General features: G+C 44.0%; 39 protein-coding genes. 1 reads left to right on the forward strand and 38 read right to left on the reverse strand.

What is annotated here, in order from left to right; all coding sequences use genetic code 11:
- Positions 1 to 524: 524 nt before the first annotated feature.
- The 3 genes from FQV30_RS17430 to FQV30_RS18295 form a co-directional block, all read right to left on the reverse strand.
- Complete coding sequence (locus FQV30_RS17430; protein ID WP_146501407.1) at positions 525 to 1,211, reverse strand: KinB-signaling pathway activation protein; 687 nt, start codon at positions 1,209 to 1,211, stop codon at positions 525 to 527.
- A gap of 157 nt (positions 1,212 to 1,368) precedes the next feature.
- A complete protein-coding gene (locus tag FQV30_RS17435) occupies positions 1,369 to 2,430 on the reverse strand; it encodes an Mrp/NBP35 family ATP-binding protein (protein ID WP_146501408.1) in 1,062 nt (353 codons plus the stop codon).
- Between the two features lie 133 nt (positions 2,431 to 2,563).
- On the reverse strand, positions 2,564 to 3,406 hold the full coding sequence (locus tag FQV30_RS18295) for an STAS domain-containing protein (RefSeq protein ID WP_146501409.1): 843 nt from the start codon (positions 3,404 to 3,406) through the stop codon (positions 2,564 to 2,566).
- Between the two features lie 337 nt (positions 3,407 to 3,743).
- Between FQV30_RS18295 and FQV30_RS17445 the strand changes: the two genes are divergently transcribed.
- Positions 3,744 to 3,980, forward strand: coding sequence for a hypothetical protein (locus tag FQV30_RS17445; RefSeq protein WP_146501410.1), 237 nt, complete (start codon positions 3,744 to 3,746; stop codon positions 3,978 to 3,980).
- Positions 3,981 to 4,072: 92 nt separating this feature from the next.
- Here the strand turns inward: FQV30_RS17445 and rpsI are convergent, their stop codons facing one another.
- From rpsI to rpsJ, 35 genes are all read right to left on the reverse strand, one after another.
- Positions 4,073 to 4,465: a 30S ribosomal protein S9 gene (gene rpsI, locus FQV30_RS17450; RefSeq protein WP_036803984.1), complete on the reverse strand. Its 393-nt coding sequence runs from the start codon at positions 4,463 to 4,465 to the stop codon at positions 4,073 to 4,075.
- A 28-nt stretch (positions 4,466 to 4,493) separates the two neighbouring features.
- Positions 4,494 to 4,931, reverse strand: coding sequence for a 50S ribosomal protein L13 (rplM, locus tag FQV30_RS17455; RefSeq protein ID WP_146501411.1), 438 nt, complete (start codon positions 4,929 to 4,931; stop codon positions 4,494 to 4,496).
- A gap of 192 nt (positions 4,932 to 5,123) precedes the next feature.
- The gene (truA, locus tag FQV30_RS17460) at positions 5,124 to 5,867 is read right to left on the reverse strand and encodes a tRNA pseudouridine(38-40) synthase TruA (RefSeq protein WP_146501412.1); all 744 of its coding nucleotides are present in this window, start codon (positions 5,865 to 5,867) and stop codon (positions 5,124 to 5,126) included.
- 11 nt (positions 5,868 to 5,878) lie between these two features.
- A complete protein-coding gene (locus FQV30_RS17465) occupies positions 5,879 to 6,676 on the reverse strand; it encodes an energy-coupling factor transporter transmembrane component T family protein (RefSeq protein WP_146501413.1) in 798 nt (265 codons plus the stop codon).
- A complete protein-coding gene (locus FQV30_RS17470) occupies positions 6,673 to 7,545 on the reverse strand; it encodes an energy-coupling factor ABC transporter ATP-binding protein (protein ID WP_146501414.1) in 873 nt (290 codons plus the stop codon). Before FQV30_RS17470 ends, FQV30_RS17465 begins: the two co-directional genes overlap by 4 nt.
- Positions 7,521 to 8,369 (reverse strand): energy-coupling factor ABC transporter ATP-binding protein, encoded by an 849-nt coding sequence (locus FQV30_RS17475; RefSeq protein ID WP_146501415.1) that lies wholly within the window; start codon positions 8,367 to 8,369, stop codon positions 7,521 to 7,523. The genes FQV30_RS17470 and FQV30_RS17475 overlap by 25 nt, the downstream gene beginning before the upstream one ends.
- 383 nt (positions 8,370 to 8,752) lie before the next feature.
- Positions 8,753 to 9,127: a 50S ribosomal protein L17 gene (gene rplQ, locus FQV30_RS17480; RefSeq protein WP_106534449.1), complete on the reverse strand. Its 375-nt coding sequence runs from the start codon at positions 9,125 to 9,127 to the stop codon at positions 8,753 to 8,755.
- A gap of 48 nt (positions 9,128 to 9,175) precedes the next feature.
- Positions 9,176 to 10,120, reverse strand: coding sequence for a DNA-directed RNA polymerase subunit alpha (locus FQV30_RS17485; RefSeq protein WP_146494310.1), 945 nt, complete (start codon positions 10,118 to 10,120; stop codon positions 9,176 to 9,178).
- Between the two features lie 132 nt (positions 10,121 to 10,252).
- On the reverse strand, positions 10,253 to 10,642 hold the full coding sequence (gene rpsK, locus FQV30_RS17490; RefSeq protein WP_006828953.1) for a 30S ribosomal protein S11: 390 nt from the start codon (positions 10,640 to 10,642) through the stop codon (positions 10,253 to 10,255).
- Between the two features lie 25 nt (positions 10,643 to 10,667).
- Positions 10,668 to 11,033: a 30S ribosomal protein S13 gene (gene rpsM, locus FQV30_RS17495; RefSeq protein WP_146501416.1), complete on the reverse strand. Its 366-nt coding sequence runs from the start codon at positions 11,031 to 11,033 to the stop codon at positions 10,668 to 10,670.
- Positions 11,034 to 11,056: 23 nt separating this feature from the next.
- A complete protein-coding gene (gene rpmJ / locus FQV30_RS17500) occupies positions 11,057 to 11,170 on the reverse strand; it encodes a 50S ribosomal protein L36 (RefSeq protein WP_006828951.1) in 114 nt (37 codons plus the stop codon).
- 37 nt (positions 11,171 to 11,207) lie between these two features.
- Positions 11,208 to 11,426, reverse strand: a complete 219-nt coding sequence (gene infA, locus FQV30_RS17505) for a translation initiation factor IF-1 (RefSeq protein WP_006828950.1) — start codon at positions 11,424 to 11,426, stop codon at positions 11,208 to 11,210.
- Between the two features lie 412 nt (positions 11,427 to 11,838).
- Positions 11,839 to 12,492: an adenylate kinase gene (locus tag FQV30_RS17510; RefSeq protein ID WP_146501417.1), complete on the reverse strand. Its 654-nt coding sequence runs from the start codon at positions 12,490 to 12,492 to the stop codon at positions 11,839 to 11,841.
- Between the two features lie 60 nt (positions 12,493 to 12,552).
- A complete protein-coding gene (gene secY / locus FQV30_RS17515; protein ID WP_146501418.1) occupies positions 12,553 to 13,848 on the reverse strand; it encodes a preprotein translocase subunit SecY in 1,296 nt (431 codons plus the stop codon).
- Positions 13,848 to 14,288, reverse strand: coding sequence for a 50S ribosomal protein L15 (rplO, locus tag FQV30_RS17520; protein WP_106534454.1), 441 nt, complete (start codon positions 14,286 to 14,288; stop codon positions 13,848 to 13,850). The genes secY and rplO overlap by 1 nt, the downstream gene beginning before the upstream one ends.
- Positions 14,289 to 14,321: 33 nt before the next feature.
- The gene (gene rpmD, locus FQV30_RS17525; RefSeq protein ID WP_106534455.1) at positions 14,322 to 14,504 is read right to left on the reverse strand and encodes a 50S ribosomal protein L30; all 183 of its coding nucleotides are present in this window, start codon (positions 14,502 to 14,504) and stop codon (positions 14,322 to 14,324) included.
- A 14-nt stretch (positions 14,505 to 14,518) separates the two neighbouring features.
- Positions 14,519 to 15,019, reverse strand: a complete 501-nt coding sequence (rpsE, locus tag FQV30_RS17530; RefSeq protein ID WP_106534456.1) for a 30S ribosomal protein S5 — start codon at positions 15,017 to 15,019, stop codon at positions 14,519 to 14,521.
- Positions 15,020 to 15,039: 20 nt separating this feature from the next.
- Positions 15,040 to 15,399, reverse strand: coding sequence for a 50S ribosomal protein L18 (gene rplR, locus FQV30_RS17535; RefSeq protein ID WP_146501419.1), 360 nt, complete (start codon positions 15,397 to 15,399; stop codon positions 15,040 to 15,042).
- A gap of 33 nt (positions 15,400 to 15,432) precedes the next feature.
- On the reverse strand, positions 15,433 to 15,972 hold the full coding sequence (rplF, locus tag FQV30_RS17540; protein WP_146501420.1) for a 50S ribosomal protein L6: 540 nt from the start codon (positions 15,970 to 15,972) through the stop codon (positions 15,433 to 15,435).
- A 30-nt stretch (positions 15,973 to 16,002) separates the two neighbouring features.
- Positions 16,003 to 16,401 carry a 30S ribosomal protein S8 gene (rpsH, locus tag FQV30_RS17545; protein ID WP_006828942.1) on the reverse strand — a complete coding sequence of 133 codons (399 nt, stop codon included), beginning with the start codon at positions 16,399 to 16,401 and terminating at the stop codon, positions 16,003 to 16,005.
- Positions 16,402 to 16,430: 29 nt separating this feature from the next.
- Positions 16,431 to 16,616, reverse strand: a complete 186-nt coding sequence (locus tag FQV30_RS17550) for a type Z 30S ribosomal protein S14 (protein ID WP_106534460.1) — start codon at positions 16,614 to 16,616, stop codon at positions 16,431 to 16,433.
- Positions 16,617 to 16,635: 19 nt separating this feature from the next.
- Positions 16,636 to 17,175, reverse strand: a complete 540-nt coding sequence (rplE, locus tag FQV30_RS17555) for a 50S ribosomal protein L5 (RefSeq protein WP_146501421.1) — start codon at positions 17,173 to 17,175, stop codon at positions 16,636 to 16,638.
- Positions 17,176 to 17,202: 27 nt separating this feature from the next.
- Positions 17,203 to 17,514: a 50S ribosomal protein L24 gene (gene rplX, locus FQV30_RS17560; protein WP_106534462.1), complete on the reverse strand. Its 312-nt coding sequence runs from the start codon at positions 17,512 to 17,514 to the stop codon at positions 17,203 to 17,205.
- A 35-nt stretch (positions 17,515 to 17,549) separates the two neighbouring features.
- Positions 17,550 to 17,918 carry a 50S ribosomal protein L14 gene (rplN, locus tag FQV30_RS17565; RefSeq protein ID WP_036803916.1) on the reverse strand — a complete coding sequence of 123 codons (369 nt, stop codon included), beginning with the start codon at positions 17,916 to 17,918 and terminating at the stop codon, positions 17,550 to 17,552.
- A gap of 47 nt (positions 17,919 to 17,965) precedes the next feature.
- Positions 17,966 to 18,229, reverse strand: a complete 264-nt coding sequence (gene rpsQ / locus FQV30_RS17570; RefSeq protein ID WP_146494303.1) for a 30S ribosomal protein S17 — start codon at positions 18,227 to 18,229, stop codon at positions 17,966 to 17,968.
- Between the two features lie 24 nt (positions 18,230 to 18,253).
- Entirely contained in the window at positions 18,254 to 18,454 is a 201-nt protein-coding gene (gene rpmC, locus FQV30_RS17575; RefSeq protein ID WP_006828936.1) for a 50S ribosomal protein L29, read from the reverse strand.
- Positions 18,444 to 18,878, reverse strand: a complete 435-nt coding sequence (rplP, locus tag FQV30_RS17580) for a 50S ribosomal protein L16 (protein WP_036803910.1) — start codon at positions 18,876 to 18,878, stop codon at positions 18,444 to 18,446. The genes rpmC and rplP overlap by 11 nt, the downstream gene beginning before the upstream one ends.
- A gap of 1 nt (position 18,879) precedes the next feature.
- On the reverse strand, positions 18,880 to 19,536 hold the full coding sequence (gene rpsC, locus FQV30_RS17585) for a 30S ribosomal protein S3 (RefSeq protein WP_146501422.1): 657 nt from the start codon (positions 19,534 to 19,536) through the stop codon (positions 18,880 to 18,882).
- 3 nt (positions 19,537 to 19,539) lie between these two features.
- On the reverse strand, positions 19,540 to 19,881 hold the full coding sequence (gene rplV, locus FQV30_RS17590) for a 50S ribosomal protein L22 (RefSeq protein ID WP_106534465.1): 342 nt from the start codon (positions 19,879 to 19,881) through the stop codon (positions 19,540 to 19,542).
- Between the two features lie 19 nt (positions 19,882 to 19,900).
- On the reverse strand, positions 19,901 to 20,179 hold the full coding sequence (rpsS, locus tag FQV30_RS17595) for a 30S ribosomal protein S19 (RefSeq protein ID WP_106534466.1): 279 nt from the start codon (positions 20,177 to 20,179) through the stop codon (positions 19,901 to 19,903).
- Positions 20,180 to 20,239: 60 nt separating this feature from the next.
- Positions 20,240 to 21,070: a 50S ribosomal protein L2 gene (gene rplB, locus FQV30_RS17600; RefSeq protein ID WP_146501423.1), complete on the reverse strand. Its 831-nt coding sequence runs from the start codon at positions 21,068 to 21,070 to the stop codon at positions 20,240 to 20,242.
- A gap of 46 nt (positions 21,071 to 21,116) precedes the next feature.
- Positions 21,117 to 21,401 carry a 50S ribosomal protein L23 gene (gene rplW, locus FQV30_RS17605; RefSeq protein ID WP_146494299.1) on the reverse strand — a complete coding sequence of 95 codons (285 nt, stop codon included), beginning with the start codon at positions 21,399 to 21,401 and terminating at the stop codon, positions 21,117 to 21,119.
- Complete coding sequence (rplD, locus tag FQV30_RS17610) at positions 21,401 to 22,024, reverse strand: 50S ribosomal protein L4 (RefSeq protein ID WP_146501424.1); 624 nt, start codon at positions 22,022 to 22,024, stop codon at positions 21,401 to 21,403. Before rplD ends, rplW begins: the two co-directional genes overlap by 1 nt.
- Before the next feature lie 28 nt (positions 22,025 to 22,052).
- The gene (gene rplC / locus FQV30_RS17615) at positions 22,053 to 22,682 is read right to left on the reverse strand and encodes a 50S ribosomal protein L3 (protein ID WP_146501425.1); all 630 of its coding nucleotides are present in this window, start codon (positions 22,680 to 22,682) and stop codon (positions 22,053 to 22,055) included.
- A 50-nt stretch (positions 22,683 to 22,732) separates the two neighbouring features.
- Entirely contained in the window at positions 22,733 to 23,041 is a 309-nt protein-coding gene (gene rpsJ / locus FQV30_RS17620) for a 30S ribosomal protein S10 (protein WP_033542800.1), read from the reverse strand.
- Positions 23,042 to 23,181: the final 140 nt, after the last annotated feature.

The following is a 23,181-nucleotide window of genomic DNA, read 5'->3' on the forward strand; positions in this document are numbered from 1 at the left end:
TCTAGCCAGGCTTGATCAGTAGTTGTTTGCTCAAGCCGCCAAAGCGGCTCTCGCAGAAATTTGTTTCGGCGTTCGGAACGCCTCAACAATCTTTGTTGACGTTTTGCTGTTCAGTTTTCAAGGTTCATGTTGTTCGTCGTCTTTAGCGACAACTTTTTTAGTATACCATTTCCACAATTCGATGTCAACTATAAATTTTTAATTTATATCGAGGAATCGTTTTGCTTTATCGGCAACTTTATTAGATTACCTCTTTCGCAACTCTTTGTCAACATCTAATTTCGTTGTTTTTATCGAGTCGTTTTGAGGACATTTACTAATATACCAGCCCCTAATATCTAAGTCAACACTTTTAATTGATTAATTACATTTAAGAATCATCTTTTAATAAAGCTTCTCATCCCGCTCAATATTCAGTTAAGGGGTGCACCCGTTTGCGCTTCCCGATCGCCTTCTTCTGCTCCATAAAAAAATAGCCGTCCGGCTGCTCCCTTAGCAAGGGCAGCCGGATGGCCATTGATCGTTTATCTTTTTTTAGCAGCTGGCTGTGCTGCGGCTTTCCGCGCTGCACGACGTTCCTCTAGTTTTTGCCGGTCTTCATCAGACTTGGCGTTATATTTCGGCAAGACTAAAAGTTGATATGCATTCACTGATAAAAACGGGAACAGCAGTAACGTAACCCAGCTGTCGATATTCCCGGCTTCCACCATTAAAGCTGGCAGCCATTCTAACGTAGTTACTACAATCATGAAGAACAAAGCGGAAATGAATGTCGCTTTGTTTGTCCATTTCGCTTTGAAGTAAGCCGTTGTTACAGCAGTTGCAACTAAAACAATCAGCAATACAGCATAAAGCCATGCTTGTCCAGTGGTTTCAGCATTTGGCGCAAAGCGGAAAACAATCAAATCGAAAATAACCACCGCAATGATCAGAAGTTGAACCCAGTTCCAAAGCCGAAGCGTCCGGAACATGTTCATACCAAACTGATGGATTGTCAAATAAGCGAAAAAGCCCATCTGCGCTATCAGGCTCATTGTTGCCCCAACAACCACCATCCATACAAAGCCTGCAACGAATTCTCCCCACTGGCCAGTCTGGAATGCGTCTGCAAACACATCGTTCCAGCGAATAAACAACCCAAGGATCCCTGTTATCAATCCACCGATCAAAATTGCATTTATAGAAAATTTTATCCAATTTCGTATTGTCACTTGAATGCCTCCGTTATTTGAAGTCCTTTTACAATTGTATCAACCGCCAAGGGAAAAATCCATCAGCCATACGCAATAGATGTGAACAAACCTTGAAGGTCTGGAATAGAAGCAGAAAACCCGGAAACCGCATTCGGTTCCCGGGCCGTTCAATTATTTATTTCTTTGCAAATTGCGCCAGGATTTGCTGAGCAATTTCTTCATAAATTTTTCCTGTCGGGTGATCTGCAGCATACACAGACGGGGCAAAATCTTCCTCATTCCAATCAGGCTGGCCAAGCGGAATCTGGCCAAGCAAAGGCGCCTGTAATTCTTCTGCCAATTTCGGGCCGCCGCCTTGTCCAAACAAATATTCTCTGGCCCCTGTTTCTTTGCTTTCGAACCACGCCATGTTCTCGATGACGCCAAGAACTTCGTGATCTGTTTGAAGAGCCATGGCGCCTGCGCGTGCAGCTACGAACGCAGCTGTCGGATGCGGCGTTGTGATGACAATCTCTTTTGATGCCGGAAGCATTTGATGGATGTCGAGTGCAACATCCCCTGTTCCAGGCGGCAAATCCAATAGTAAATAGTCAAGTTCTCCCCATTCTACATCACGGAAAAACTGATCCAAAACTTTTCCAAGCATCGGGCCACGCCAAACAACCGGCATGTTATCTTCTACAAAAAAGCCCATGGAGATCACTTTTACGCCGAAACGTTCTACAGGAATGATTGTGTTGCCGCGTACAACAGGTGTTTTATCGATGCCCATCATATCGGGCACACTAAAGCCGTAGATGTCAGCGTCAATCAAGCCGACTTTTTTTCCAAGCCGCGCAAGTGCCACAGCCAAGTTGACTGAAACTGTCGACTTGCCGACACCGCCCTTGCCGCTTGCAATCGAAATAAATTCAACTTTGTTTAATGGCGACAACAAGTCTTGCGCTTCAGCAGCTGTTGCTTGTCCGCGGAATTGGGCCAAAGCTTCCGGAGGCAGTTCTTCAAAGCGAATTCCGACAGAGGCTGCACCCGCTCCTTTTAGCATTTCAACAACTTTCATTTGCAGTTGCATTTGTTCCGGTGTATTTGTTTTGGCAATTGCCAGCTTTACACTGACATGATTTTTTTCTTCTTTTATCGAGACAGAAGTAATGCCGTTTGTTTCAGTCAGAGATCTATGTAAAAAAGGATCTTGCAACGCTCCAAGCAAATCACGAACTTGTTGTTCATTAATCATAATCGATACACTCCTTAGGTCTTTTGCTACCGTACAGTATAACACAGAGTTTTCTATTTTAAATCTATTCAGTCTTCGGAAAAGAGATAAACAAACCCCTCTTCTCTGTGAAGAAGAGGGGCAAGATCTTTGTTCAGTTTCCTGTCAGTTCCCTGGTCTTAAGCGCCTGGGTGAGCGTACTGTAAACTTCAATATCTTTGAATTGTATGCCCAGATGAACAGCTGTCTGTGCGATATCCGGCCGAATGCCTGACAATGATGTTCTGACGCCAATCAAATCCAGCCCTTTAATCAATTGGAAGATTTGATGGACAACCATCGTATCGATCACCGGCACTCCCGATAAATCGATGAACAACCTTTCGAGCCCGTGCTTGGCGCTTTTTTGTAATGTATTCTCGAACATCACTTTGGCGCGGTATGTATTGATCTCCCCGATCAAAGGAAGCAGACCCGTCTTATTGGCAAGAATGATGACCGGTGAACTTAACTCGATGATCATCTCCTGCTGAGCATTGGATTTTTCTTCAGCTGCCTTCGCATTCTCGCAGCTGAACCTTAAAATGATTTCACTAATGCCATTTACAATGGCGCGCTTCCAAGCTGTAATCTCTTCATATGGGACCATTCCTTTATAAAGCAAAGCATATTCTTCTACAAGATCCAAATACTGATTCTGTGTGCGGAAGAATTCCCGGATTATATCTGTGATGGGCGTAGCTAAATGGGCTTCGTCCTGCGCAATGGCTGTAACCCACTCTTGAAAGTCTTCAAAAAATTCCTTTTCTCCTTTGTTGAAAATCGAAGAAAAGTTAACATGGAAATCATGGTTTTGCTTTTTAAGCGTCTCAACAACTTTGGGGTCGCGAGAACCATAAACGCCGCCTTGGCTATCTCCTAAAGAAGCATACCACTCCTCTGTTAAGTCCCATGTTTTTTCTATAAAGTATTCATACAACTCGACTTTCTTTCCCATTCTTTTTTCTCCTCCTGCAGTATACTCCGGGCATCTTTATTGCACATCATGATTCCAATCTGATGAAGCCAACATGCAAAACAAACACTAATCCCTTAAAGACCTTCTGTTTTTATAATATATCATCCTTTCAAAATTTGCATTGTGAGACCGCAAAAGAATTTTTTCAGATACTGCTCTTGTTAACCCATTTTTGAGTTTATTTCATTCCTATGTCATTTTTCCGACTCCATTCTAAACAGCTTTGAAACATGCTATGCTGAAGTCCAACGAGGTATCGCATAGATTCTTTTCAGCTTTTATACTCCCTTTCCAAAAATAGAAAGGAGAATGCTCTGTGTCTTTAGAAAGCATAAAAGAGATCCTAGAAACGGTTTGTTACTACAACACGGTGAACATCACCCAAACATTCAGCAAAAATGAACAAGCGCTATTTACTGTAGTCTGTTTAAAAAATACGTCTACCTTGGAAGTAAAGAACCTTCAGACGCAAATGGTCAGTTATTTTGAATCAGTAGAAGAGGCAGCGGTTGCCATCGACAAAGAAATAAGTGCCTGTAACGTGACCTCCTGATTTTTTAGGGGGTTTTCCTTTTGGATCGATTTATGATTAACCATAAAAAAAGCCCTCTTCTCGAAATGAGAAAAGGGCTTTTGTTGATCCAATTAACGTTTTGAGAACTGAGGTGCGCGACGTGCAGAACGAAGACCTGGTTTCTTACGTTCTTTCATGCGTGGGTCGCGTGTCAAAAGACCAGCAGATTTCAAAGCAGGACGGAAAGCAGGGTCTACTGTAAGTAGAGCGCGTGCGATTCCGTGGCGTACTGCTCCAGCTTGACCTGTGAAGCCGCCGCCTCTTACGTTTACAAGCACGTCATAGCTTCCAAGAGTTTCAGTAGCTACTAGTGGCTGTTTGATGATTTGCTCAAGCGTTTCGTATGGAACGTAATCCGATACGTCACGGTTGTTGATTGTAATTGTGCCGTCGCCAGGTACTAGACGTACGCGAGCTGTTGAATTTTTACGGCGACCTGTACCGATATATTGAACTTGTGCCAAAGGTGTATCCTCCTCTTATTTACTAATATTATCCGCGAAGTTGGTAAACTTCAGGCTGTTGCGCTTGGTGTTTGTGTTCTGGTCCAGCGTAAACGTGAAGTTTGCTGAATGTTTGACGTCCTAAAGAGTTTTTAGGAAGCATTCCTTTGATAGCCAATTCAAGCATTTTTGTAGGGTAGTTTGTGCGCATTTCAAGTGCAGTACGCTGTTTCAACCCGCCGCTGAATTGAGTGTGACGGTAGTAGATTTTGTCAGTTAACTTTTTGCCAGTTAAATGAATCTTGTCAGCATTGATGATGATTACGTGATCACCAGTGTCAACGTTTGGTGTGAATGTTGGTTTGTATTTCCCGCGCAAGATTGAAGCGACTTCAGAAGCTAAACGTCCAAGAGTTTGCCCTTCTGCATCGACAACCAACCATTTACGCTCTACTTCGTGACCTTTAGCCATGAATGTTGTACGCATGTATATTGTCCTCCTAATAAATCGTCTCTTTTATAAATCACAGTTCCATGTTCCGTTGTTCCGTTTTTTCGTTATCCCTAACAAATAACCTTCCGGGGCATATCGTGGGGGTAATGAAAATACCATACATCATGTTATAACGCCAGCGCTTGAAAGTCAAGTGTTTTTCTAAAAACACCAGGAAAAGTTGCTTCAGTCGGTATAAGCTACATTTTCCAAGTAAAGCCCATGTGCGGCGGCCGTTTTCCCGGCAGCGCTTCGATCAGCCGCCGCCACGATTCTGGCCATTTCATCTACTGTTCTTCTTCCAAGGCCAACTTCCATCAAGGTGCCGGCAATTATCCGCACCATATTGTATAAAAAGCCGGATCCTTCTATCACCATATGGAGTTCTTCTCCGTGCTCTTCGATCTCCAATCGGCGCACCGTTCGGACTTTATCGACAACTCCGGTATTTGCAGCGCAAAAACTGGAAAAGTCATGCGTGCCTATCACAGCCTCTGCTGCCTGCCTCATCGCTTCCACATTCGGGCGCTGCTTTGTATGCACCATGTAATTCCGAGTGAACGGGCTAATGATTTGGCTGCGGTCCCATTTATAGCGATACGTTTTCCCGCTTGTATGGTAACGTGCATGAAACGCCGGATCTGCTTCCTCAATGGCCAAAATCCGAATATCTTCAGGCAGCAGTACATTCAAAGCCTTCAGCCAGCCGGCAACCGGAATTGCGAGTGTCGTGTCAAAGTGAATAACTTGACCCGTCGCATGCACTCTAGCGTCTGTCCTTCCGCTAGCTACAACTTGAATCGTCTGTCCTTTATGAATGGTTCTTAGTACGTTCATCAACTCTTGCTGCACAGTGCGCGAATCCGGTTGGACCTGATAGCCCGCAAATCCTGAACCGTCGTAAGCAATTGTAGCCTTCATTCGTTTCATTTCGTCTCTCCTTAAACCCGCAAATACCATAGAACGGCCGCTAAGCCCACAAGAAGCACCAAACTTAACGTATCAACAAATCTCCAGTTCAACTGCCGGTAGCGTGTTCTTCCGGCATCTCCGCGGTACCCTCGCACTTCCATAGCTGTCGCTAGATCTTCTGCCCGTTTGAAGGCACTGACAAACAACGGGATAAGCAATGGCACGACCGCTTTCACCCGCTCTTTTATCGGACCAGATCCAATATCCGACCCTCTCGCCATCTGGGCTTTCATGATTTTCCCTGTCTCATCCATCAGAGTCGGGATGAAACGCAAAGAAATTGACATCATCAATGCCAATTCATGGACAGGCAATTTCAACCGCTTGAACGGCCCAAGCAAAACTTCAATTCCATCGGTAATTGAAATTGGCGAAGTGGTCAACGTCAAAATACTTGTGATAAATACCAGCACCAAGAACCGGATCGAGATGAAAATCCCTTGCCTCAATCCTTCTTCGTAAATCTCCAGAAACCCGAAATTTATGAGCAGGTCTCCTTCTCTCGTAAAAAAGATATGCAAGAGGAATGTAAAAATCACCAATATAATGACCGGTTTCAGACCCGTGATCAAAAAGTAAAGGCGAATTTTGGATAAAGCCACAACCAAAAACGTAAACGCAAGCAAGACGGCATACGTCACCACACTATTGGCAATAAAAACAATAGCGATAAACAAGAAAACAAATAGAATTTTAGCTCTCGGATCCATCCGGTGGACAAAAGAGTTCCCAGGGATAAAACGCCCAAAAATCATCTTTTCCATCATCCCAGATCACGCCCCTTTGAGAGTGCAAGCGCAATATTTTTGGCCAATGCTTCTTCTGTCAATGAAATCCCGTCCAACACAATGCCGGTCTTTTCTTCAAATTTGCGCTGAAGCCGTATAGAACGAGGGGGTTCCAGGCGGTAATCCTGAAGCTGCTCTTCATCCGTAAAGATGTCCCTCGGCTCTCCTGTAGCCACACAACGGCCGTTGTGCATGATTGCCACCAAATCTGCGTAACGTGCAGCGTCCTCCATGCTATGCGTCACTAAGACAGTCGTTAAGTTTTTTTGTATATGAAGCTGATGGAAAAGGTCCATAATTTCACGGCGACCTCTTGGATCCAAGCCCGCTGTCGGTTCATCAAGCACCAGCACATCTGGTTCCATAGCCAATACACCTGCTATTGCCACTCTCCGCATTTGCCCCCCTGAGAGGTCGAATGGGGATTTGGACAATACTTCAGGAGGCAATCCGAGCTGTTCAACCAATTCATGGGCCCGGCGGCTCGCTTCTTCTTCCGGCACCCCGTAGTTCAGCGGTCCGAACATGATATCTTTCAAAACTGTTTCGTCGAACAACTGCTGCTCTGGAAACTGGAAAACTATACCGACTTGGCGCCGTACAGGCCGCAGATTCTTCGCTTTGACTCCTGCCTGGAGTTTCCGGTCCCCAATAGTCACATGCCCCTCAGTCGGCAATAACAACGCGTTCAGATGCTGCAATACTGTCGATTTGCCTGATCCTGTATGGCCGATAATCGCCGTATAGGCTTCTGATGGAATATGTAGCGTCACGTCATGCAGCGCTCTTTTTTCGAAAGGGGTATCTTGTGCGTAACTATATCCTACTTCTTGAAGTAAGATGTCCATATCTCTTCCACCAACTCATCTTCTGACATGTGTTCTTTCTCGATCGGTACGCCTGCTTCTCTCAGCAAATGCGTCATACGCATCGCAAACGGCAAATCGAGGCCTAATTCAACAAGGGCCTCCCCTGATAAAAAGACCTCTTCTGGCTTGCCCTCTGTATGTTTTTGGCCGGCATTCATTACAATAATCCGATCAGCGAGCGCAGCCTCTTCCAGGTCATGTGTAATTGAAATGACGGTCAAGCCTGTCGCTTTCCGAAGTTCCCGTATGGTTTCAATGACTTCTATCCGCCCTTGCGGATCAAGCATAGATGTCGCTTCATCAAGTATCAGCAGTCTTGGCTTCAAAGCCAATGCCCCTGCTATAGCTACCCGCTGCTTCTGGCCGCCTGATAGATGGTGAGGCTCCTGATCCATGAACTCTTCCATTTTTACTTGGCGCAGCGATTCTTTTACCCGTTGCACCATATCAGCATGGGGCACCCCGTTGTTCTCCAAGGCAAAAGCTACATCATCTTGGACTGTTGCGCCGACAAACTGGTTGTCCGGATTTTGGAACACCATTCCCATCTGCGAACGGATCTCCCACAAGCTTTCTTCCGACATCATTTGTCCCATTGCCTCCACCGTTCCTTGCTGCGGAAACAACAAGCCGTTCATCAATTTGGCAATCGTCGATTTCCCGGAACCGTTATGGCCTACAAGGGCAATCCATTCACCGTTTTGAATTGAAAAAGACAAGTTTTGCACAGCCGGCCGCATTGTTTCATTGTCTGGCGTATATGTAAATGTCACATCTGTAAATGACAAGATAGTCGAATTCATCTCAGCTGACCTCCTCTGACTCCTGCTAAACTCTACTCTACTTGGTACCCTATATGTATGTAAATATAGCAACACTTTAACCGGCAAAGTTTTTATTTGTCTTATATTTAAAGTAGTGTAAATAAAAAAAGCGCGCACCTCATTCAGAGAAATGCGCTTTTCTATTTCTATGGCTTCCCCGGTTGCTTAAGCCAGGGTTGAATGAGGTGCGTAGAGCTAGACAAGACGCCGCCCATAGGCTCGCTCATCATAACACTCAGCTTTTCATATTGTCGTATAAATCATGATGCTAAAAGAAGAGGGCCTGAACCCTCTTCAAGTAAACCAATTATGCCTCGGCATAATGATGTCCGGAGGCGTTAATCTGAATCAGTAGATCCAGATTAAACTAATTCGATAATTACGATTGGTGCGCCGTCTCCGCGACGAGGACCCATTTTCATAATGCGAGTGTATCCGCCTTGGCGTTCTGCGTAACGTGGTGCAACGTCATCAAACAATTTTTGCAAAGCAAAAGTTGTTGTTTCGTTACCTTCCTCATCCGTAGATGTTACCAATTCACGACGCATCCATTCTGCAGCTTTACGACGAGCGTGAACATCTCCACGTTTGCCTAAAGTAATCATTTTTTCTACAGTAGAACGCACTTCTTTCGCACGAGCTTCAGTCGTTTGAATGCGCTCATGTACGATTAAGTCTGTTGTAAGGTCACGTAATAGTGCTTTACGTTGAGAACTTGTACGTTGAAGCTTTCTCATTGAAGTTTCCCTCCTTCGGTAAATAGTTCGGATCAGAATTTAAGGCAATCAGTCTTCTTTGCGAAGCCCTAGTCCTAAATCTTCCAACTTCACTTTAACTTCTTCAAGTGATTTGCGTCCAAGGTTGCGGACTTTCATCATGTCGTCTTCCGACTTGCTTGCCAGTTCATGTACCGTATTGATACCTGCACGTTTCAAGCAGTTGTAAGAACGGACCGATAGATCAAGTTCTTCGATAGTCATCTCTAGAACTTTTTCTTTTTGGTCTTCTTCTTTTTCAACCATGATTTCAGCCGTCTGTGCCTCGTCAGTCAATCCTACGAAGATATTCAAATGCTCGGTAAAAATTCTTGCGCCAAGCGCAATTGCCTCTTTTGGACCGATGCTGCCATCTGTCCAGACATCAAGAGAAAGTTTATCAAAATGAGTCAGCTGACCCACTCGAGTATTTTCCACTTGGAAATTGACGCGTGAAACTGGTGTGTAAATAGAGTCAATCGGAATAACGCCGATTGGAAGATCTTCACGTTTGTTCTGATCTGCCCGGGCATATCCACGGCCGCGATTCGCATACATACGCATACGGAGATGGCCATTTTTAGCGATTGTAGCAATATATAGATCCGGATTCAGAATTTCCACGTCACTGTCGTGAGTGATATCTGCAGCCGTAACCGTTCCATCACCTTTAACATCAATTTCAATGACTTTTTCTTCGTCAGAGTAAATTTTAAGCGCAAGCTTCTTAATGTTCAAAATGATTGATGCCACATCTTCTTCTACACCTTCAACAGTGGAGAATTCGTGCAAAACACCGTCAATTTGAATCGAAGTAACTGCAGCGCCTGGTAAAGATGAAAGTAAGATTCGACGTAAGGAGTTTCCTAAAGTGGTTCCATATCCACGCTCAAGGGGTTCGATAACAAACTTTCCATATTTGGAACTGCTATCGATCTCAATCGTTTCAATCTTTGGTTTTTCTATTTCGAGCATTCATTTACCCTCCTTCAAAACGTCGGTGTTTATTTTCGCTTCATCAAGAACTCGAGAGTCAAAAGACTTTCGCTACGGTTCAGAACACATTCAGTATGTCGTGATGTTCAAAAATCCGATTCAGATAAACGATTATACGCGACGGCGTTTTGGCGGACGGCAACCGTTATGAGGTACTGGAGTTACATCTTTGATTGCTGTAACTTCTAGTCCGGCAGCTTGAAGTGCACGGATAGCAGCCTCACGACCTGAACCAGGACCTTTAACTGTAACTTCCAAAGTTTTAAGACCGTGTTCGATTGATGTTTTAGCAGCGGTTTCTGCAGCCATTTGAGCAGCGAAAGGCGTAGATTTACGTGAACCTCTAAATCCTAGAGCACCTGCGCTTGACCAAGATACTGCGTTCCCTTGCATATCTGTAATCGTAACAATTGTGTTGTTAAATGTTGAGCGGATGTGAGCGATACCTGATTCGATATTCTTTTTCACACGACGCTTACGAGTTTGTTGTTTACGTGCCATGTTAAGAAGAAACCTCCTTTACTAATTATTTTTTCTTGTTCGCAACAGTTTTACGAGGACCTTTACGCGTACGCGCATTGTTCTTCGTATTTTGACCGCGTACAGGTAGTCCACGGCGGTGGCGGATACCCCGGAAGCTTGCAATTTCCATCAAGCGTTTGATGTTCATTGATACTTCACGGCGAAGGTCACCTTCAATTTTGTATTGATCCAATTGTTCACGGATATTGTTCAACTCGTCTTCTGTAAGATCACGAACTCGTGTATCTTCAGAAATGCCAGCAGCAGAAAGAACTTTCTGTGCAGTTGTTTTACCAATACCGAAAATATATGTTAATGAAATAACAACGCGTTTGTCGCGTGGAATGTCAACACCAGCAATACGTGCCATGTGTGCCATGCACCTCCTTCATTTTAGCCTTGTCTTTGTTTGTGTTTCGGATTTTCACAGATTACCATTACTTTACCGTTTCTGCGAATAACTTTACATTTTTCGCAGATCGGTTTCACAGATGGTCTCACTTTCATCTAACCTAACCTCCTTAGTAGTCCGGAGTGCAAAAGATTATTTAAAACGGTATGTGATACGACCGCGAGTTAAATCGTAAGGAGAAAGTTCCACTGTTACTTTATCTCCTGGCAGAATGCGGATAAAGTGCATGCGGATCTTGCCAGAAACATGCGCAAGAATCGTATGGCCATTTTCCAATTCTACTTTAAACATCGCGTTAGGCAAAGTCTCAACGACTGTTCCTTCGATTTCAATTACATCGTCTTTCGCCATCGACCCAGTCTCCCTTCTGTATACAAATCAGGTTCTCATCTTCAAACAGTAGTTGCTGATTGAACAATAGTGCTACATTCATTCACCAGGATTGCATGAGTGACAGTGAAGGCAAGTTTCCGAGTTCCGCGTCCCGCTGATGCAGGTCGGGGGTAATCCGGTTGCCAGTCTGCCTCATGTATCCTCGGCCGCCCGGACTGCCTTGGATGAGTTCCAAACCCGTTACACAGATGCTTCCACGAAACCCATTATACTCCCTCCAGTAAGGAATTGCACGGCTCAAAGACCTAAGACAATCGACACTGAATTTCATATAACCAGGCATTTTATGCTTTTGCAGCTCTCGAGAATTCATTTCTCCTGTGCCCCTTAAAGCCACATGGAGGCAACTAACTGCGCCCGGCGCCGGGTATTATCCTCGGTCGCCCTTTAGAAGAGCATCAATGTCAGCAAATACTTGATGAATGTCCTGCTGTCCATTTATATTCCCCAGCACGCCTTTGCTTTCATAGAAATCAAGAAGCGGCTGTGTTTGTTGCATGTTCACTTCTAAGCGTTTCGTAACGGTTTCAGGCTTATCATCTTCGCGTTGGTAGAGCTCTCCGCCATCTTTGTCACACACGCCAGCAGCTTGCGGCGGGTTGAACACAGTATGGTAAGCAGTTCCACACACTTTACAAATCCAACGGCCTGTTAAACGTGCAATCAACTCATCTTGTTCAACTTGAATATTTACGACATGCTCGATTCTTTTGCCAAGATCAGCAAGAAGAGACTCTAGCGCTTCAGCTTGAGGAACTGTACGTGGAAAGCCGTCTAATAGAAAGCCTTCTTGACAATCTACCATGCTCAGACGCTCACGGACGATACCGATAGTCACTTCATCAGGCACCAAGGCACCTTGATCCATGAACGATTTTGCTTTCAAGCCTAGTTCCGTTCCGCCTTTGATAGCGGCGCGAAACATATCACCTGTAGAAATATGAGGGATGTCGTACTTCTCAACAATTTTGTCCGCTTGAGTGCCTTTGCCGGCACCAGGAAGACCCATTAATACGATATTCATACGTTTTGCCCCCTCAGACAATTGGATAAGGAACGCCTAAACGTTCCTTTCGCCTATTGATTATTTCATAAAGCCTTTATAATGACGTTTCACAAGTTGTGATTCCAGTTGTTTCATCGTTTCAAGCGCAACCCCTACCACAATTAGAAGACTCGTTCCGCCAATTTGAGCCGTTTGGGGCAAGCCCGCAAGGTTGATAAAGAAAATTGGCATGATAGCGATCACTGCAAGGAAGATAGCGCCAACGATTGTCAAACGGTACAACACACTTGTTAAATAATCTTGTGTATTTTTACCCGGACGGATTCCTGGAATATATGCACCCTGCTTCTTCAGGTTATCCGACACGTTTTCAGGATTGACCTGAATGAATGCGTAAAAATACGTGAAAGCCACAATCAAGGCAACATAAATAATCATGCCGACAGGACGAGTGTAATCAAAAGTATTTTGGATCGCATCCGTAAACGCGTTGGCTCCAAAGAAAGAAGCGATGGTTTGTGGCGTAATGATAAACGCCACTGCAAAGATTACTGGGATAACTCCGGCCGCGTTTACTTTCAAAGGTAAATGCGTTTGTTGCCCGCCAGCTGTTTGGCCGCGGCCAGCAACGCGCTTAGCATACTGGATTGGAATTTTACGCAGCGCTTGCTGAACGTAAATCACCAATACCGTAATGGCAACAACAGCTAATGCAATCAACGCCAAGATGGCGATGTTGATCGGAAGCTGATCTCCAGCCCCTTCAATCTGTTGTGCATAAAGTTGGTTTATAGAACCAGGTATTGCAGCGACAATCCCAGCGAAGATGATAATCGAAATACCGTTCCCCACACCTTTTGCCGTAATCTGCTCACCAAGCCACAGTAAAAACGCAGTTCCTCCAGTTAATACAATCGCAATAACAACATACGTTGAGATTGTGTCATTTTGGATTAATGTTCCGCCATACATCTGGTTGAACCCATAAGACATACCGATTGCCTGGATAAACGCAAGTACTATTGTGAAGTAGCGAGTGAATTGCGCAAGTTTCCGTCTTCCGACTTCACCTTGTTTCGCCCACTCTGCAAATTTCGGTACAACATCCATCTGCAACAATTGCACAATGATCGATGCTGTAATGTAAGGCATGATTCCCATCGCTAAAATCGAAAAGTTAGCCAGGGCGCCTCCACCGAAAGTATTTAAGAATCCAATCAAACCCATTTGATCAGTAGCTTGCAATACTGTTGCATCAACATTCGGTACCGGAATGAAAGTCCCGATACGGAAAATGATGAGCATCAGTAGTGTAAAGATAATTTTATTTCGAATATCAGTCACGCGCATAAAATTAGAGATTGTCTGAAACATTAAACCACCTCGGTTTGTCCACCGGCAGCTTCAATCGCTTCTTTAGCTGATCCAGAGAATTTGTGAGCTTTGACAGTTAGTTTCTTCTCTAAGCTACCATTGCCAAGAATCTTGATTCCAGAACGTTCGTTGCTCACAACACCTGATTCGATCAACAATGCAGGTGTGATTTCTGTGCCTTCTTCAAAACGGTTTAATACGTCCAAGTTAACGACTGCATAGTCTTTACGGTTAATGTTCGTAAAGCCACGTTTTGGCAAACGACGGAACAAAGGATTTTGTCCACCTTCAAATCCAGGACGAACTCCTCCGCCTGAACGTGCGTTTTGACCTTTATGACCTTTACCCGATGTTTTACCAGTACCTGAACCGATACCGCGTCCGATACGCTTTCTTGAGCTGCGTGATCCTTCTGCTGGTTTTAATTCATGAAGTTTCATATGGTTGGCACCTCCTTCTATAGAAATCAGAAATTAAACTTCTTTAATCGTTACTAAATGAGCGACTTTATCAAGCATTCCGCGAACGGCTGCATTGTCTTGTTGCTCGACTGTTTGGTGCATTTTGCGCAAGCCTAGAGCTTGAACTACTTTGCGTTGGTTCGGTTTTGAACCGATTACGCTTTTTGTGAGGGTAATTTCTAGTTTAGTAGCCATGTAATTTTCCCTCCTTATCCTAATAGCTCTGCTGTAGTTTTACCGCGAAGTTTCGCTACTTCATCAGCACTCTTCAGTTGAGTTAAACCGTCAATAGTTGCACGAACCATGTTGATTGGTGTGTTTGAACCTAGAGACTTAGATAAGATATCTTGTACGCCTGCAAGTTCAAGTACCGCACGGACTGGTCCGCCAGCAATTACTCCAGTACCCGGAGAAGCAGGTTTGATCAGGATTTGTCCTGCACCAAAACGGCCGATTACTAAGTGTGGAGTTGTACCTTTAACCATTGGCACTGCAATAAGGTTTTTCTTGGCATCTTCGATACCTTTACGGATAGCATCTGGAACTTCTTGAGCTTTACCAGTACCGAAACCGACATTACCATTTTTGTCTCCTACTACTACTAATGCGGAGAAACGGAAACGACGTCCACCTTTTACAACTTTCGCTACGCGGTTAATCGTAACTACGCGTTCTTCAAGTTCAAGTTTGTTTGGATCAATACGACGCATGAAATGTGTCCCTCCTTCTTTTAAAATTCTAAACCATTTTCACGTGCTGCTTCTGCTAAAGCTTTAACACGTCCGTGATATAAATAACCACCGCGGTCGAAAACAATCGATGTCAATCCTTGTTCTACAGCGCGTTTAGCGATAGTTTCGCCAATTTTCGTTGCAGCTTCAAGATTTCCTGTTGAGCCTTCGAAACCTTTTTCCATTGATGATGCGCTAACAAGCGTTACACCGTTAGTATCATCGATCAATTGAGCGTAAATGTATTTGTTTGAACGGAATACGTTTAAACGCGGGCGTTGTGCTGTACCCGTAATTTTAGAACGTACGCGTGCATGACGTTTTTTACGAGATGCGTTTTTATCGAGTTTCGTAATCACTGAGGTCACTCCTTTCAACCTGCCTAAGCAGCATTATTTACCTGTTTTACCTTCTTTGCGGCGAACTGCTTCTCCCTCATAGCGAATCCCTTTGCCTTTATATGGCTCTGGCGGACGCACTTGGCGGATGTTAGAAGCAAGAGCTCCAACACGTTCTTTATCAATACCTTTGATAACGACTCTTGTGTTAGCTGGAACTTCAACTGTAAGACCTTCTTCCGGTGTGAATTCAACCGGGTGAGAATAGCCAACGTTAAGAACCAATTTTGTTCCCTGTAATTGCGCACGGTAACCTACACCAACTAATTCTAGTGCACGTTCAAATCCTGCAGAAACTCCAGTGATCATGTTCGCAAGCAAAGCGCGGGTTGTCCCGTGGATTGTGCGGTGTTCTTTAGAGTCAGAAGGACGTGACAATGTTAGGATATTGTCTTCTTGAGAAATTGCGATATCTTTGTTAAAAGTACGAGATAGTTCGCCTTTAGGGCCTTTTACAGTAACGACGTTGTTGTCGGCTACAGTAACGGTAACTCCAGCTGGTACCTCGATTGGTTTTTTACCTACTCGTGACATTCTGTTGCACCTCCATTCGTTTGTTGTTTATTACCAAACGTATGCTATGATTTCTCCGCCGATTTGTTTCGCGCGGGCTTCTTTATCAGTAACTAGACCTTGTGACGTCGATACTAGAGCAATTCCTAGACCGTTTAGTACACGAGGCACCTCATTTGTTTTAGCGTATACACGTAGACCTGGTTTTGAAATACGTTTCAAGCCAGTGATAACGCGTTCGTTGTTAGCTCCGTATTTTAGGAAAATGCGGATCATACCTTGTTTGTCATCTTCAACATACTCAACGTCACGAACGAAACCTTCACGCTTAAGAATTTCAGCGATGTCTTTTTTCACGTTAGAAGCCGGAAGCTCTAATTTCTCGTGACGAACCATATTCGCATTACGAATGCGTGTAAGCATATCTGCAATCGGATCTGTCATTGTCATTACTTTTACCTCCTTCCCAAATTAGGGGATTACCAGCTGGCTTTTTTGACGCCAGGAATTTGTCCCACATATGCAAGTTCACGGAAACAAATACGGCAAAGTTTAAATTTGCGTATTACTGAATGCGGACGTCCGCAACGTTCACAGCGTGTATATGCTTGTACATTAAACTTTGGCGTGCGTTTTTGTTTTGCGATCATAGATTTTTTAGCCACGTTTACGCCTCCCTCACGTTTACTTTTGGAACGGCATTCCGAATTGTGTTAGTAACTCACGAGCTTCCTCGTCAGAGTTCGCAGTTGTTACAATTACGATGTCCATACCGCGTACTTTAGAAACTTTATCATAATCGATTTCAGGGAAGATCAATTGTTCTTTCACACCTAGTGTGTAGTTACCGCGTCCGTCGAAAGATTTTTTCGATACGCCACGGAAGTCACGTACACGTGGTAATGAGATAGCAATCAATTTATCCAGGAAGTCGTACATACGCTCTCCGCGTAGTGTAACTTTACATCCGATAGGCATACCTTCACGAAGACGGAAGCCAGCGATAGATTTCTTAGCTTTAGTAATAACTGGTTTTTGACCAGTGATTGTCTGTAATTCTTCAACAGCTGCATCTAATGATTTAGTGTTTTGTACTGCTTCACCCACACCCATGTTGACAACGATCTTGTCTACTTTTGGTGCTTGCATGATTGAAGAGTAGTTGAACTTGCTCACTAGAGCAGGAGTGATTTCATTCACATATTTTTCTTTTAGGCGGTTCATGTGTGTACCTCCCTTCATTCAGGAATTTTATTTATCTAATTTTTCACCGGATTTTTTTGCAACACGAACTTTTTTGCCATCTTCAACCTTATATCCTACGCGAGTCGGCTCGCCGGATTTAGGGTCAAGTAACATTACGTTAGAAACGTGGATTGCTGCTTCTTGGCTGACAATTCCGCCTTGCGGATTTGCCTGGTTCGGTTTTGTATGCTTCTTCACGATGTTAACACCTTCTACAAGCACACGTTCTTTCTTAGGTAAAGCAGTCAAAACAACGCCTGTTTTGCCTTTGTCTTTGCCTGAGATTACCTTAACTGTATCGCCTTTTTTAATATGCATTCTGTCGCACCTCCTTGGTATTGCACAATGATAGATTAAAGAACTTCAGGAGCAAGTGAAACGATTTTCATGAAGTTGTTGTCGCGAAGTTCGCGTGCAACAGGTCCGAAAATACGTGTTCCGCGTGGACCTTTATCGTCACGAATAATGACACATGCATTTTCATCAAATTTGATGTAAGTACCGTCTTTACGGCGAGCTCCGCTTTTCGTGCGAACGATAACAGCCTTAACGACTTCACCCTTCTTAACAACGCCACCTGGTGTTGCTTTTTTCACGGTACAAACGATTACGTCACCGATGTTTGCAGTCTTACGACCAGAACCACCAAGTACTTTAATCGCTAGTACTTCACGAGCACCCGAGTTGTCTGCAACTTTTAAACGACTTTCCTGTTGGATCACTTAGGTAACCTCCCTTCGGAATTTCTTAAGTTCCGAAATTATTTAAATTAGATGATAACCGCTTTTTCTACAACTTCCACTACGCGGAAGCGTTTTGTAGCTGATAACGGACGAGTTTCCATGATGCGAACGATGTCGCCCATTTTTGCTTCGTTTAGCTCATCATGAGCTTTATATTTCTTAGAGTATTTTACACGTTTGCCATAAAATGCGTGCTTCTTTTGAGTTTCAACCATTACTGTAACGGTTTTGTCCATTTTGTCAGACACGACACGGCCTGTGTATACTTTGCGTTGATTACGCTCAGTCATACTTGCAAACCTCCTCTCGATTTATCAGTTATTGCCACTGAGTACTCTTTCGTGAATCACAGTTTTCATACGGGCAATCGCTTTACGTACTTCGCGGATGCGAGCAGTGTTTTCTAATTGACCAGTAGCCAATTGGAAGCGAAGGTTGAAAAGCTCTTCTTTCAGTGATTTCACTTTTTGTTCGATTTCAGCAGTGGTTAGGTCACGGATTTCATTAGCTTTCATTCGATTCACCACCAATTTCTTCGCGTTTTACGAACTTCGTTTTGATCGGAAGTTTGTGAGATGCAAGGCGCAATGCTTCGCGTGCCACTTCTTCAGATACTCCTGCAAGTTCGAACATTACTTTACCAGTTTTGACAACGGCTACCCAGCCTTCAGGTGAACCTTTACCAGATCCCATACGAACCTCTAGAGGCTTTTTCGTATATGGCTTATGAGGGAAAATTTTAATCCAGACTTTACCGCCACGTTTCATGTAACGAGTCATGGAAATACGTGCTGCTTCAATTTGACGGTTAGTGATCCAAGATGATTCTAAAGCTTGGAGACCAAATTCGCCGAATGCAATTTCTTTGCCGCCTTTAGCTTCTCCGCGCATCTTTCCACGGTGCTCACGACGATATTTAACGCGTTTAGGCATTAACATATTATTTGCCTCCTTCCTCAGATTTCTTCTTAGTTGGAAGGACTTCACCGCGATAGATCCATACTTTTACGCCAAGCTTACCATAAGTTGTGTCTGCTTCAGCGTGCGCATAATCGATATCAGCGCGAAGTGTATGGAGCGGAACAGTACCTTCACTGTAGTGTTCAGCACGCGCAATGTCAGCGCCGCCTAGACGTCCAGATACTTGAGTTTTGATCCCTTTAGCGCCAGAACGCATTGTGCGTTGGATTGCTTGTTTTTGTGCACGGCGGAAAGATACTCGATTTTCCAATTGACGTGCTACGCTTTCAGCAACCAATTTTGCATCAAGGTCAGCTCTTTTGATTTCAATGATGTTGATGTGTACGCGTTTGCCAGTCATAGCAGTAAGCTGCTTGCGAAGTACTTCTACTTCAGAACCACCTTTACCGATTACCATACCTGGTTTCGCAGTGTGAATTGTAACGTTTACGCGGTTTGCAGCGCGCTCGATTTCAATTTTAGAAACCGAAGCTTCTTTCAAACGAGTTTCAACGTACTCACGGATTTTAATATCTTCGTGAAGAAGTGTCGCATAGTCTTTTTCAGCGTACCATTTTGACTCCCAGTCACGAATGATGCCGATACGCATCCCGATTGGATGTATTTTTTGTCCCACGAATTATCCCTCCTTCTTCTCAGATACCACTAGCGTGATGTGGCTTGTGCGTTTGTTAATTGCGCTTGCGCGTCCCATTGCACGTGGACGGAAACGTTTAAGTGTTGGACCTTCATCAACGAATACTTCGCTGACAATCAAGTTGTCCAAATTCATTTCGTAGTTATGTTCAGCGTTAGCAGCTGCAGATTTCAACAACTTCTCAACAACAATTGATGCTGCTTTAGGAGTGTGGTTCAAAATCGCAACGGCTTCGCCAATTTGCTTGCCTCGGATTAAATCTACTACTAAACGGACTTTACGAGGAGCAATACGTACTGTTCTAGCGACAGCTTTTGCTTGCATGGGGAAATCCTCCTCTCAATTAACGTCTTGTTTTCTTATCGTCTGCACCATGGCTTGCGTATTTGCGTGTTGGAGCAAATTCACCAAGCTTATGGCCTACCATATCTTCAGTTACGTACACAGGAATGTGTTTACGTCCATCATATACAGCGATTGTTTGTCCGATGAATGTCGGGAAAATTGTAGAACGGCGAGACCAAGTTTTGATCACTTGTTTTTTCTCAGAGTCCTTTTGTGCATCAACTTTTTTCATAAGATGATCGTCAACAAAAGGTCCTTTTTTCAAGCTGCGACCCATTTGGGATCCTCCCTTCGTGATTGCACCACGGCTCTTTTAGCGAACCGCAGCGAAATCAAATTATTTTTTACGACGACGCACGATAAACTTGTCTGATTTGTTGTTCTTCTTGCGTGTTTTGTATCCAAGAGTTGGTTTGCCCCATGGAGACATTGGCGATTTACGTCCGATTGGCGAACGTCCTTCACCACCACCGTGTGGGTGATCGTTCGGGTTCATTACAGATCCACGTACTGTTGGGCGTTTGCCTAACCAGCGTGAGCGTCCTGCTTTACCGATGTTAATCAATTCGTGTTGCTCGTTACCTACAGAACCGATAGTTGCACGGCAAGTAGCCAAGATCATGCGAACTTCGCCTGACTGCAAACGAACAGTTACGTATTTGCCTTCTTTACCCAATACTTGAGCTGAAGTTCCTGCAGAGCGCACAAGCTGTCCGCCGCCGCCTGGCTTCAATTCGATGTTATGGATTGTAGAACCCATTGGGATGTTTGATAACGGAAGTGCGTTACCTGGTTTGATATCAGCTTCAGCGCCTGACATGATTTGAGTTCCAACTTCGATTCCTTTAGGAGCCAAGATGTAACGTTTTTCTCCGTCAGCGTAATGAATTAATGCGATGTTAGCAGAACGGTTCGGATCATACTCGATTGTAGCAACGCGTCCTGGAATGCCATCTTTGTTACGTTTGAAATCGATGACACGATATTGGCGTTTGTGTCCACCACCGTGGTGGCGTACAGTCAACTTACCTTGGTTGTTACGGCCGCCTTTGCGCTTTACAGGTTGTAAAAGCGATTTTTCTGGCTTGTTCGTTGTGATTTCAGCGAAATCTGAACTTGTCATGTTACGACGACCGTTGGAGGTAGGTTTATATTTTTTAATCGCCATGTTGTTTCCCTCCTTCTTTGATTAGTTCCTTAAGAACTTATAGAAATTAAATTTCGAACAATTCGATGTCTTTAGAGTCAGCAGTCAACTTCACGATCGCTTTGCGGCGTTTGTTAGTATAGCCTGCGTGTTTGCCCATACGTTTGAATTTGCCTTTGTAGTTCATGATGTTGACTTTCTCAACCTTCACGCCAAAGATTTCTTGTACGGCTTGTTTTACTTGTGTTTTGTTTGCGCGAGTGTCCACTTCGAAAGTGTACTTTTTCTCTGCCATTACTTCTGAAGACTGCTCAGTAATGACTGGACGCTTTAATACATCACGTGCTTCCATTAACTAAGCACCTCCTCTATTTTTTCTACAGCTGCTTTAGTCATAACAACTTTGTCATGGCCAAGCAAGTCTAAAACGTTGATGCCGCTTGCTGTTACTACTGTCATACCTTGAAGGTTACGTGCAGACAACGCTACGTTTTCGTCTAGGTCAGCAGTTACGAACAATGCTTTCTTGCCGATTGAAAGGTCTTGCACTAATTTAGTGAATTGCTTTGTTTTCGGTGCATCGAAAGTCAATCCTTCAAGTACCATCAAGTTTTCTCCAGCTACTGCAGATGAAAGTGCAGAACGTAGAGCTAAACGACGTACTTTCTTAGGAAGTTTATAGCTATAGCTGCGTGGCGTTGGACCGAATACGATACCGCCTCCGCGCCATTGTGGTGAACGGATCGAACCTTGACGAGCGCGTCCAGTTCCTTTTTGCTTCCATGGCTTTTTACCACCACCAGCTACTTCAGAACGATTTTTTACTTTATGGTTACCTTGGCGAAGTGAAGCGCGTTGCATTACTACAGCGTCGAATAACACTGATTCATTTGGCTCGATACCGAACACGTAATCGTTCAATTCGATGTCGCCCACTTGTGAACCTGTTTGATTTAATAAAGCTACTTTAGGCATTCTTGTTTCCTCCTTCCTTGAAAAGATATTATTTCGCTTTAATAGAAGATTTCACTCGGATCAACGCTTTGCGTGAACCAGGAACATTACCTTTGATAAGAAGCAAGTTGCGTTCCGCATCAACTTTCACGATGTGAAGGTTTTGGATTGTAACTGTGTTGCCACCCATTTGACCAGGTAATTTCTTTTGCTTGAATACACGGTTAGGGGCAACCGGACCCATTGAACCAGGACGACGGTGGTAGCGTGAACCGTGAGCCATTGGTCCGCGTGATTGTCCGTGGCGTTTGATAACACCTTGGAAACCTTTACCTTTTGTTGTTCCTGTTACATCTACTACATCGCCTTCTGCGAATACATCTACTCTGACTTCCTGACCAATCTCGTAATCAGCTAAGTTTACATTGCGAAGTTCGCGAATGAAGCGCTTAGGAGCAGTGTTTGCTTTAGCTACATGTCCTTTAGCAGGTTTGTTGGAAAGCTTTTCGCGCTTGTCTTCAAAACCTAATTGGATTGCCTCGTAGCCGTCTACCTCAACTGTTTTCTTTTGAAGCACCACGTTTGGAGCAGCTTCGATTACAGTTACAGGGATTAAATCACCGTTCTCAGCAAAAACTTGCGTCATACCGATTTTTCTACCTAAGATTCCTTTGGTCATGTTGTCACACCTCCTGCAATTATTTGTGTTTTTTATATTTCGTTTACCGATTAAAGTTTGATTTCAATGTCAACGCCAGATGGTAAATCTAATTTCATTAACGCATCAACAGTTTGTGGTGTTGGGTTAACAATATCGATTAGACGTTTGTGCGTGCGCATTTCAAATTGCTCACGTGAATCTTTATAAATGTGGACTGAGCGCAAGATTGTGTAAACTGACTTTTCCGTCGGCAACGGTATCGGACCCGATACGCTTGCACCTGAACGTTTAGCTGTTTCTACAATTTTCTCAGCAGATTGATCAAGAATTCTGTGATCATATGCTTTTAAACGGATACGAATTTTTTGTTTTGCCATTATTTTCCCTCCCTTTTCGCCTATTTTTGATAGACATTCTCCACGAAAATTTTCCAATCACTCGCCATGGCAAAGCGGCCGGGTGTATCGGTAACCTCTCGCTTCATCGCAGTCAAAGACCAACGTTCACTAGTATACAA

The sequence above is a fragment of the Planomicrobium sp. CPCC 101110 genome, from assembly GCF_007859395.1.
GTDB lineage: Bacteria > Bacillota > Bacilli > Bacillales_A > Planococcaceae > Planococcus.

Bases quoted from the DNA above. Each gene is read 5' to 3' on its own strand.
- rplF (WP_146501420.1), bottom strand. From the start codon at position 15,972: ATGTCACGAGTAGGTAAAAAACCAATCGAGGTACCAGCTGGAGTTACC.
- rpsJ (WP_033542800.1), bottom strand. From the start codon at position 23,041: ATGGCAAAACAAAAAATTCGTATCCGTTTAAAAGCATATGATCACAGA.
- rplW (WP_146494299.1), bottom strand. From the start codon at position 21,401: ATGGAAGCACGTGATGTATTAAAGCGTCCAGTCATTACTGAGCAGTCT.
- rplE (WP_146501421.1), bottom strand. From the start codon at position 17,175: ATGAACCGCCTAAAAGAAAAATATGTGAATGAAATCACTCCTGCTCTA.
- truA (WP_146501412.1), bottom strand. From the start codon at position 5,867: ATGAAACGAATGAAGGCTACAATTGCTTACGACGGTTCAGGATTTGCG.
- FQV30_RS17510 (WP_146501417.1), bottom strand. From the start codon at position 12,492: ATGAATATCGTATTAATGGGTCTTCCTGGTGCCGGCAAAGGCACTCAA.
- rplD (WP_146501424.1), bottom strand. From the start codon at position 22,024: ATGCCTAAAGTAGCTTTATTAAATCAAACAGGTTCACAAGTGGGCGAC.
- secY (WP_146501418.1), bottom strand. From the start codon at position 13,848: ATGTTTCAGACAATCTCTAATTTTATGCGCGTGACTGATATTCGAAAT.
- rplV (WP_106534465.1), bottom strand. From the start codon at position 19,881: ATGCAAGCAAAAGCTGTCGCTAGAACAGTACGTATTGCTCCTCGTAAA.
- rpsE (WP_106534456.1), bottom strand. From the start codon at position 15,019: ATGCGTCGTATTGATCCAAACAAACTTGAACTTGAAGAACGCGTAGTT.
- rplB (WP_146501423.1), bottom strand. From the start codon at position 21,070: ATGGCGATTAAAAAATATAAACCTACCTCCAACGGTCGTCGTAACATG.
- infA (WP_006828950.1), bottom strand. From the start codon at position 11,426: ATGGCGAAAGACGATGTAATTGAAATCGAAGGAACAGTCGTTGAGACT.
- FQV30_RS17475 (WP_146501415.1), bottom strand. From the start codon at position 8,369: ATGAATTCGACTATCTTGTCATTTACAGATGTGACATTTACATATACG.
- FQV30_RS17485 (WP_146494310.1), bottom strand. From the start codon at position 10,120: ATGCTCGAAATAGAAAAACCAAAGATTGAAACGATTGAGATCGATAGC.
- FQV30_RS17465 (WP_146501413.1), bottom strand. From the start codon at position 6,676: ATGATGGAAAAGATGATTTTTGGGCGTTTTATCCCTGGGAACTCTTTT.
- FQV30_RS17435 (WP_146501408.1), bottom strand. From the start codon at position 2,430: ATGATTAATGAACAACAAGTTCGTGATTTGCTTGGAGCGTTGCAAGAT.
- FQV30_RS18295 (WP_146501409.1), bottom strand. From the start codon at position 3,406: ATGGGAAAGAAAGTCGAGTTGTATGAATACTTTATAGAAAAAACATGG.
- rpmC (WP_006828936.1), bottom strand. From the start codon at position 18,454: ATGAAAGCTAATGAAATCCGTGACCTAACCACTGCTGAAATCGAACAA.
- rpsH (WP_006828942.1), bottom strand. From the start codon at position 16,401: ATGACAATGACAGATCCGATTGCAGATATGCTTACACGCATTCGTAAT.
- rpsM (WP_146501416.1), bottom strand. From the start codon at position 11,033: ATGGCACGTATTGCTGGTGTTGACATTCCACGCGACAAACGCGTTGTT.
- rplC (WP_146501425.1), bottom strand. From the start codon at position 22,682: ATGACCAAAGGAATCTTAGGTAGAAAAATCGGTATGACGCAAGTTTTT.
- rplQ (WP_106534449.1), bottom strand. From the start codon at position 9,127: ATGAGAAAGCTTCAACGTACAAGTTCTCAACGTAAAGCACTATTACGT.
- rplM (WP_146501411.1), bottom strand. From the start codon at position 4,931: ATGCGTACAACATTCATGGCTAAAGGTCACGAAGTAGAGCGTAAATGG.
- FQV30_RS17470 (WP_146501414.1), bottom strand. From the start codon at position 7,545: ATGGACATCTTACTTCAAGAAGTAGGATATAGTTACGCACAAGATACC.
- rpsK (WP_006828953.1), bottom strand. From the start codon at position 10,642: ATGGCACGTAAACAACAAACTCGTAAGCGTCGTGTGAAAAAGAATATC.
- rpmJ (WP_006828951.1), bottom strand. From the start codon at position 11,170: ATGAAAGTGAGACCATCTGTGAAACCGATCTGCGAAAAATGTAAAGTT.
- rpsQ (WP_146494303.1), bottom strand. From the start codon at position 18,229: ATGACTGAGCGTAATCAACGCAAAGTATACACAGGCCGTGTCGTGTCT.
- rpmD (WP_106534455.1), bottom strand. From the start codon at position 14,504: ATGGCTACTAAACTAGAAATTACCCTCACAAAAAGCGTAATCGGTTCA.
- rplX (WP_106534462.1), bottom strand. From the start codon at position 17,514: ATGCATATTAAAAAAGGCGATACAGTTAAGGTAATCTCAGGCAAAGAC.
- rplO (WP_106534454.1), bottom strand. From the start codon at position 14,288: ATGAAACTTCATGAATTAAAACCAGCAGAAGGATCACGCAGCTCAAGA.
- rpsS (WP_106534466.1), bottom strand. From the start codon at position 20,179: ATGGGTCGCAGCTTGAAAAAAGGACCTTTTGTTGACGATCATCTTATG.
- rplP (WP_036803910.1), bottom strand. From the start codon at position 18,878: ATGTTAATGCCTAAACGCGTTAAATATCGTCGTGAGCACCGTGGAAAG.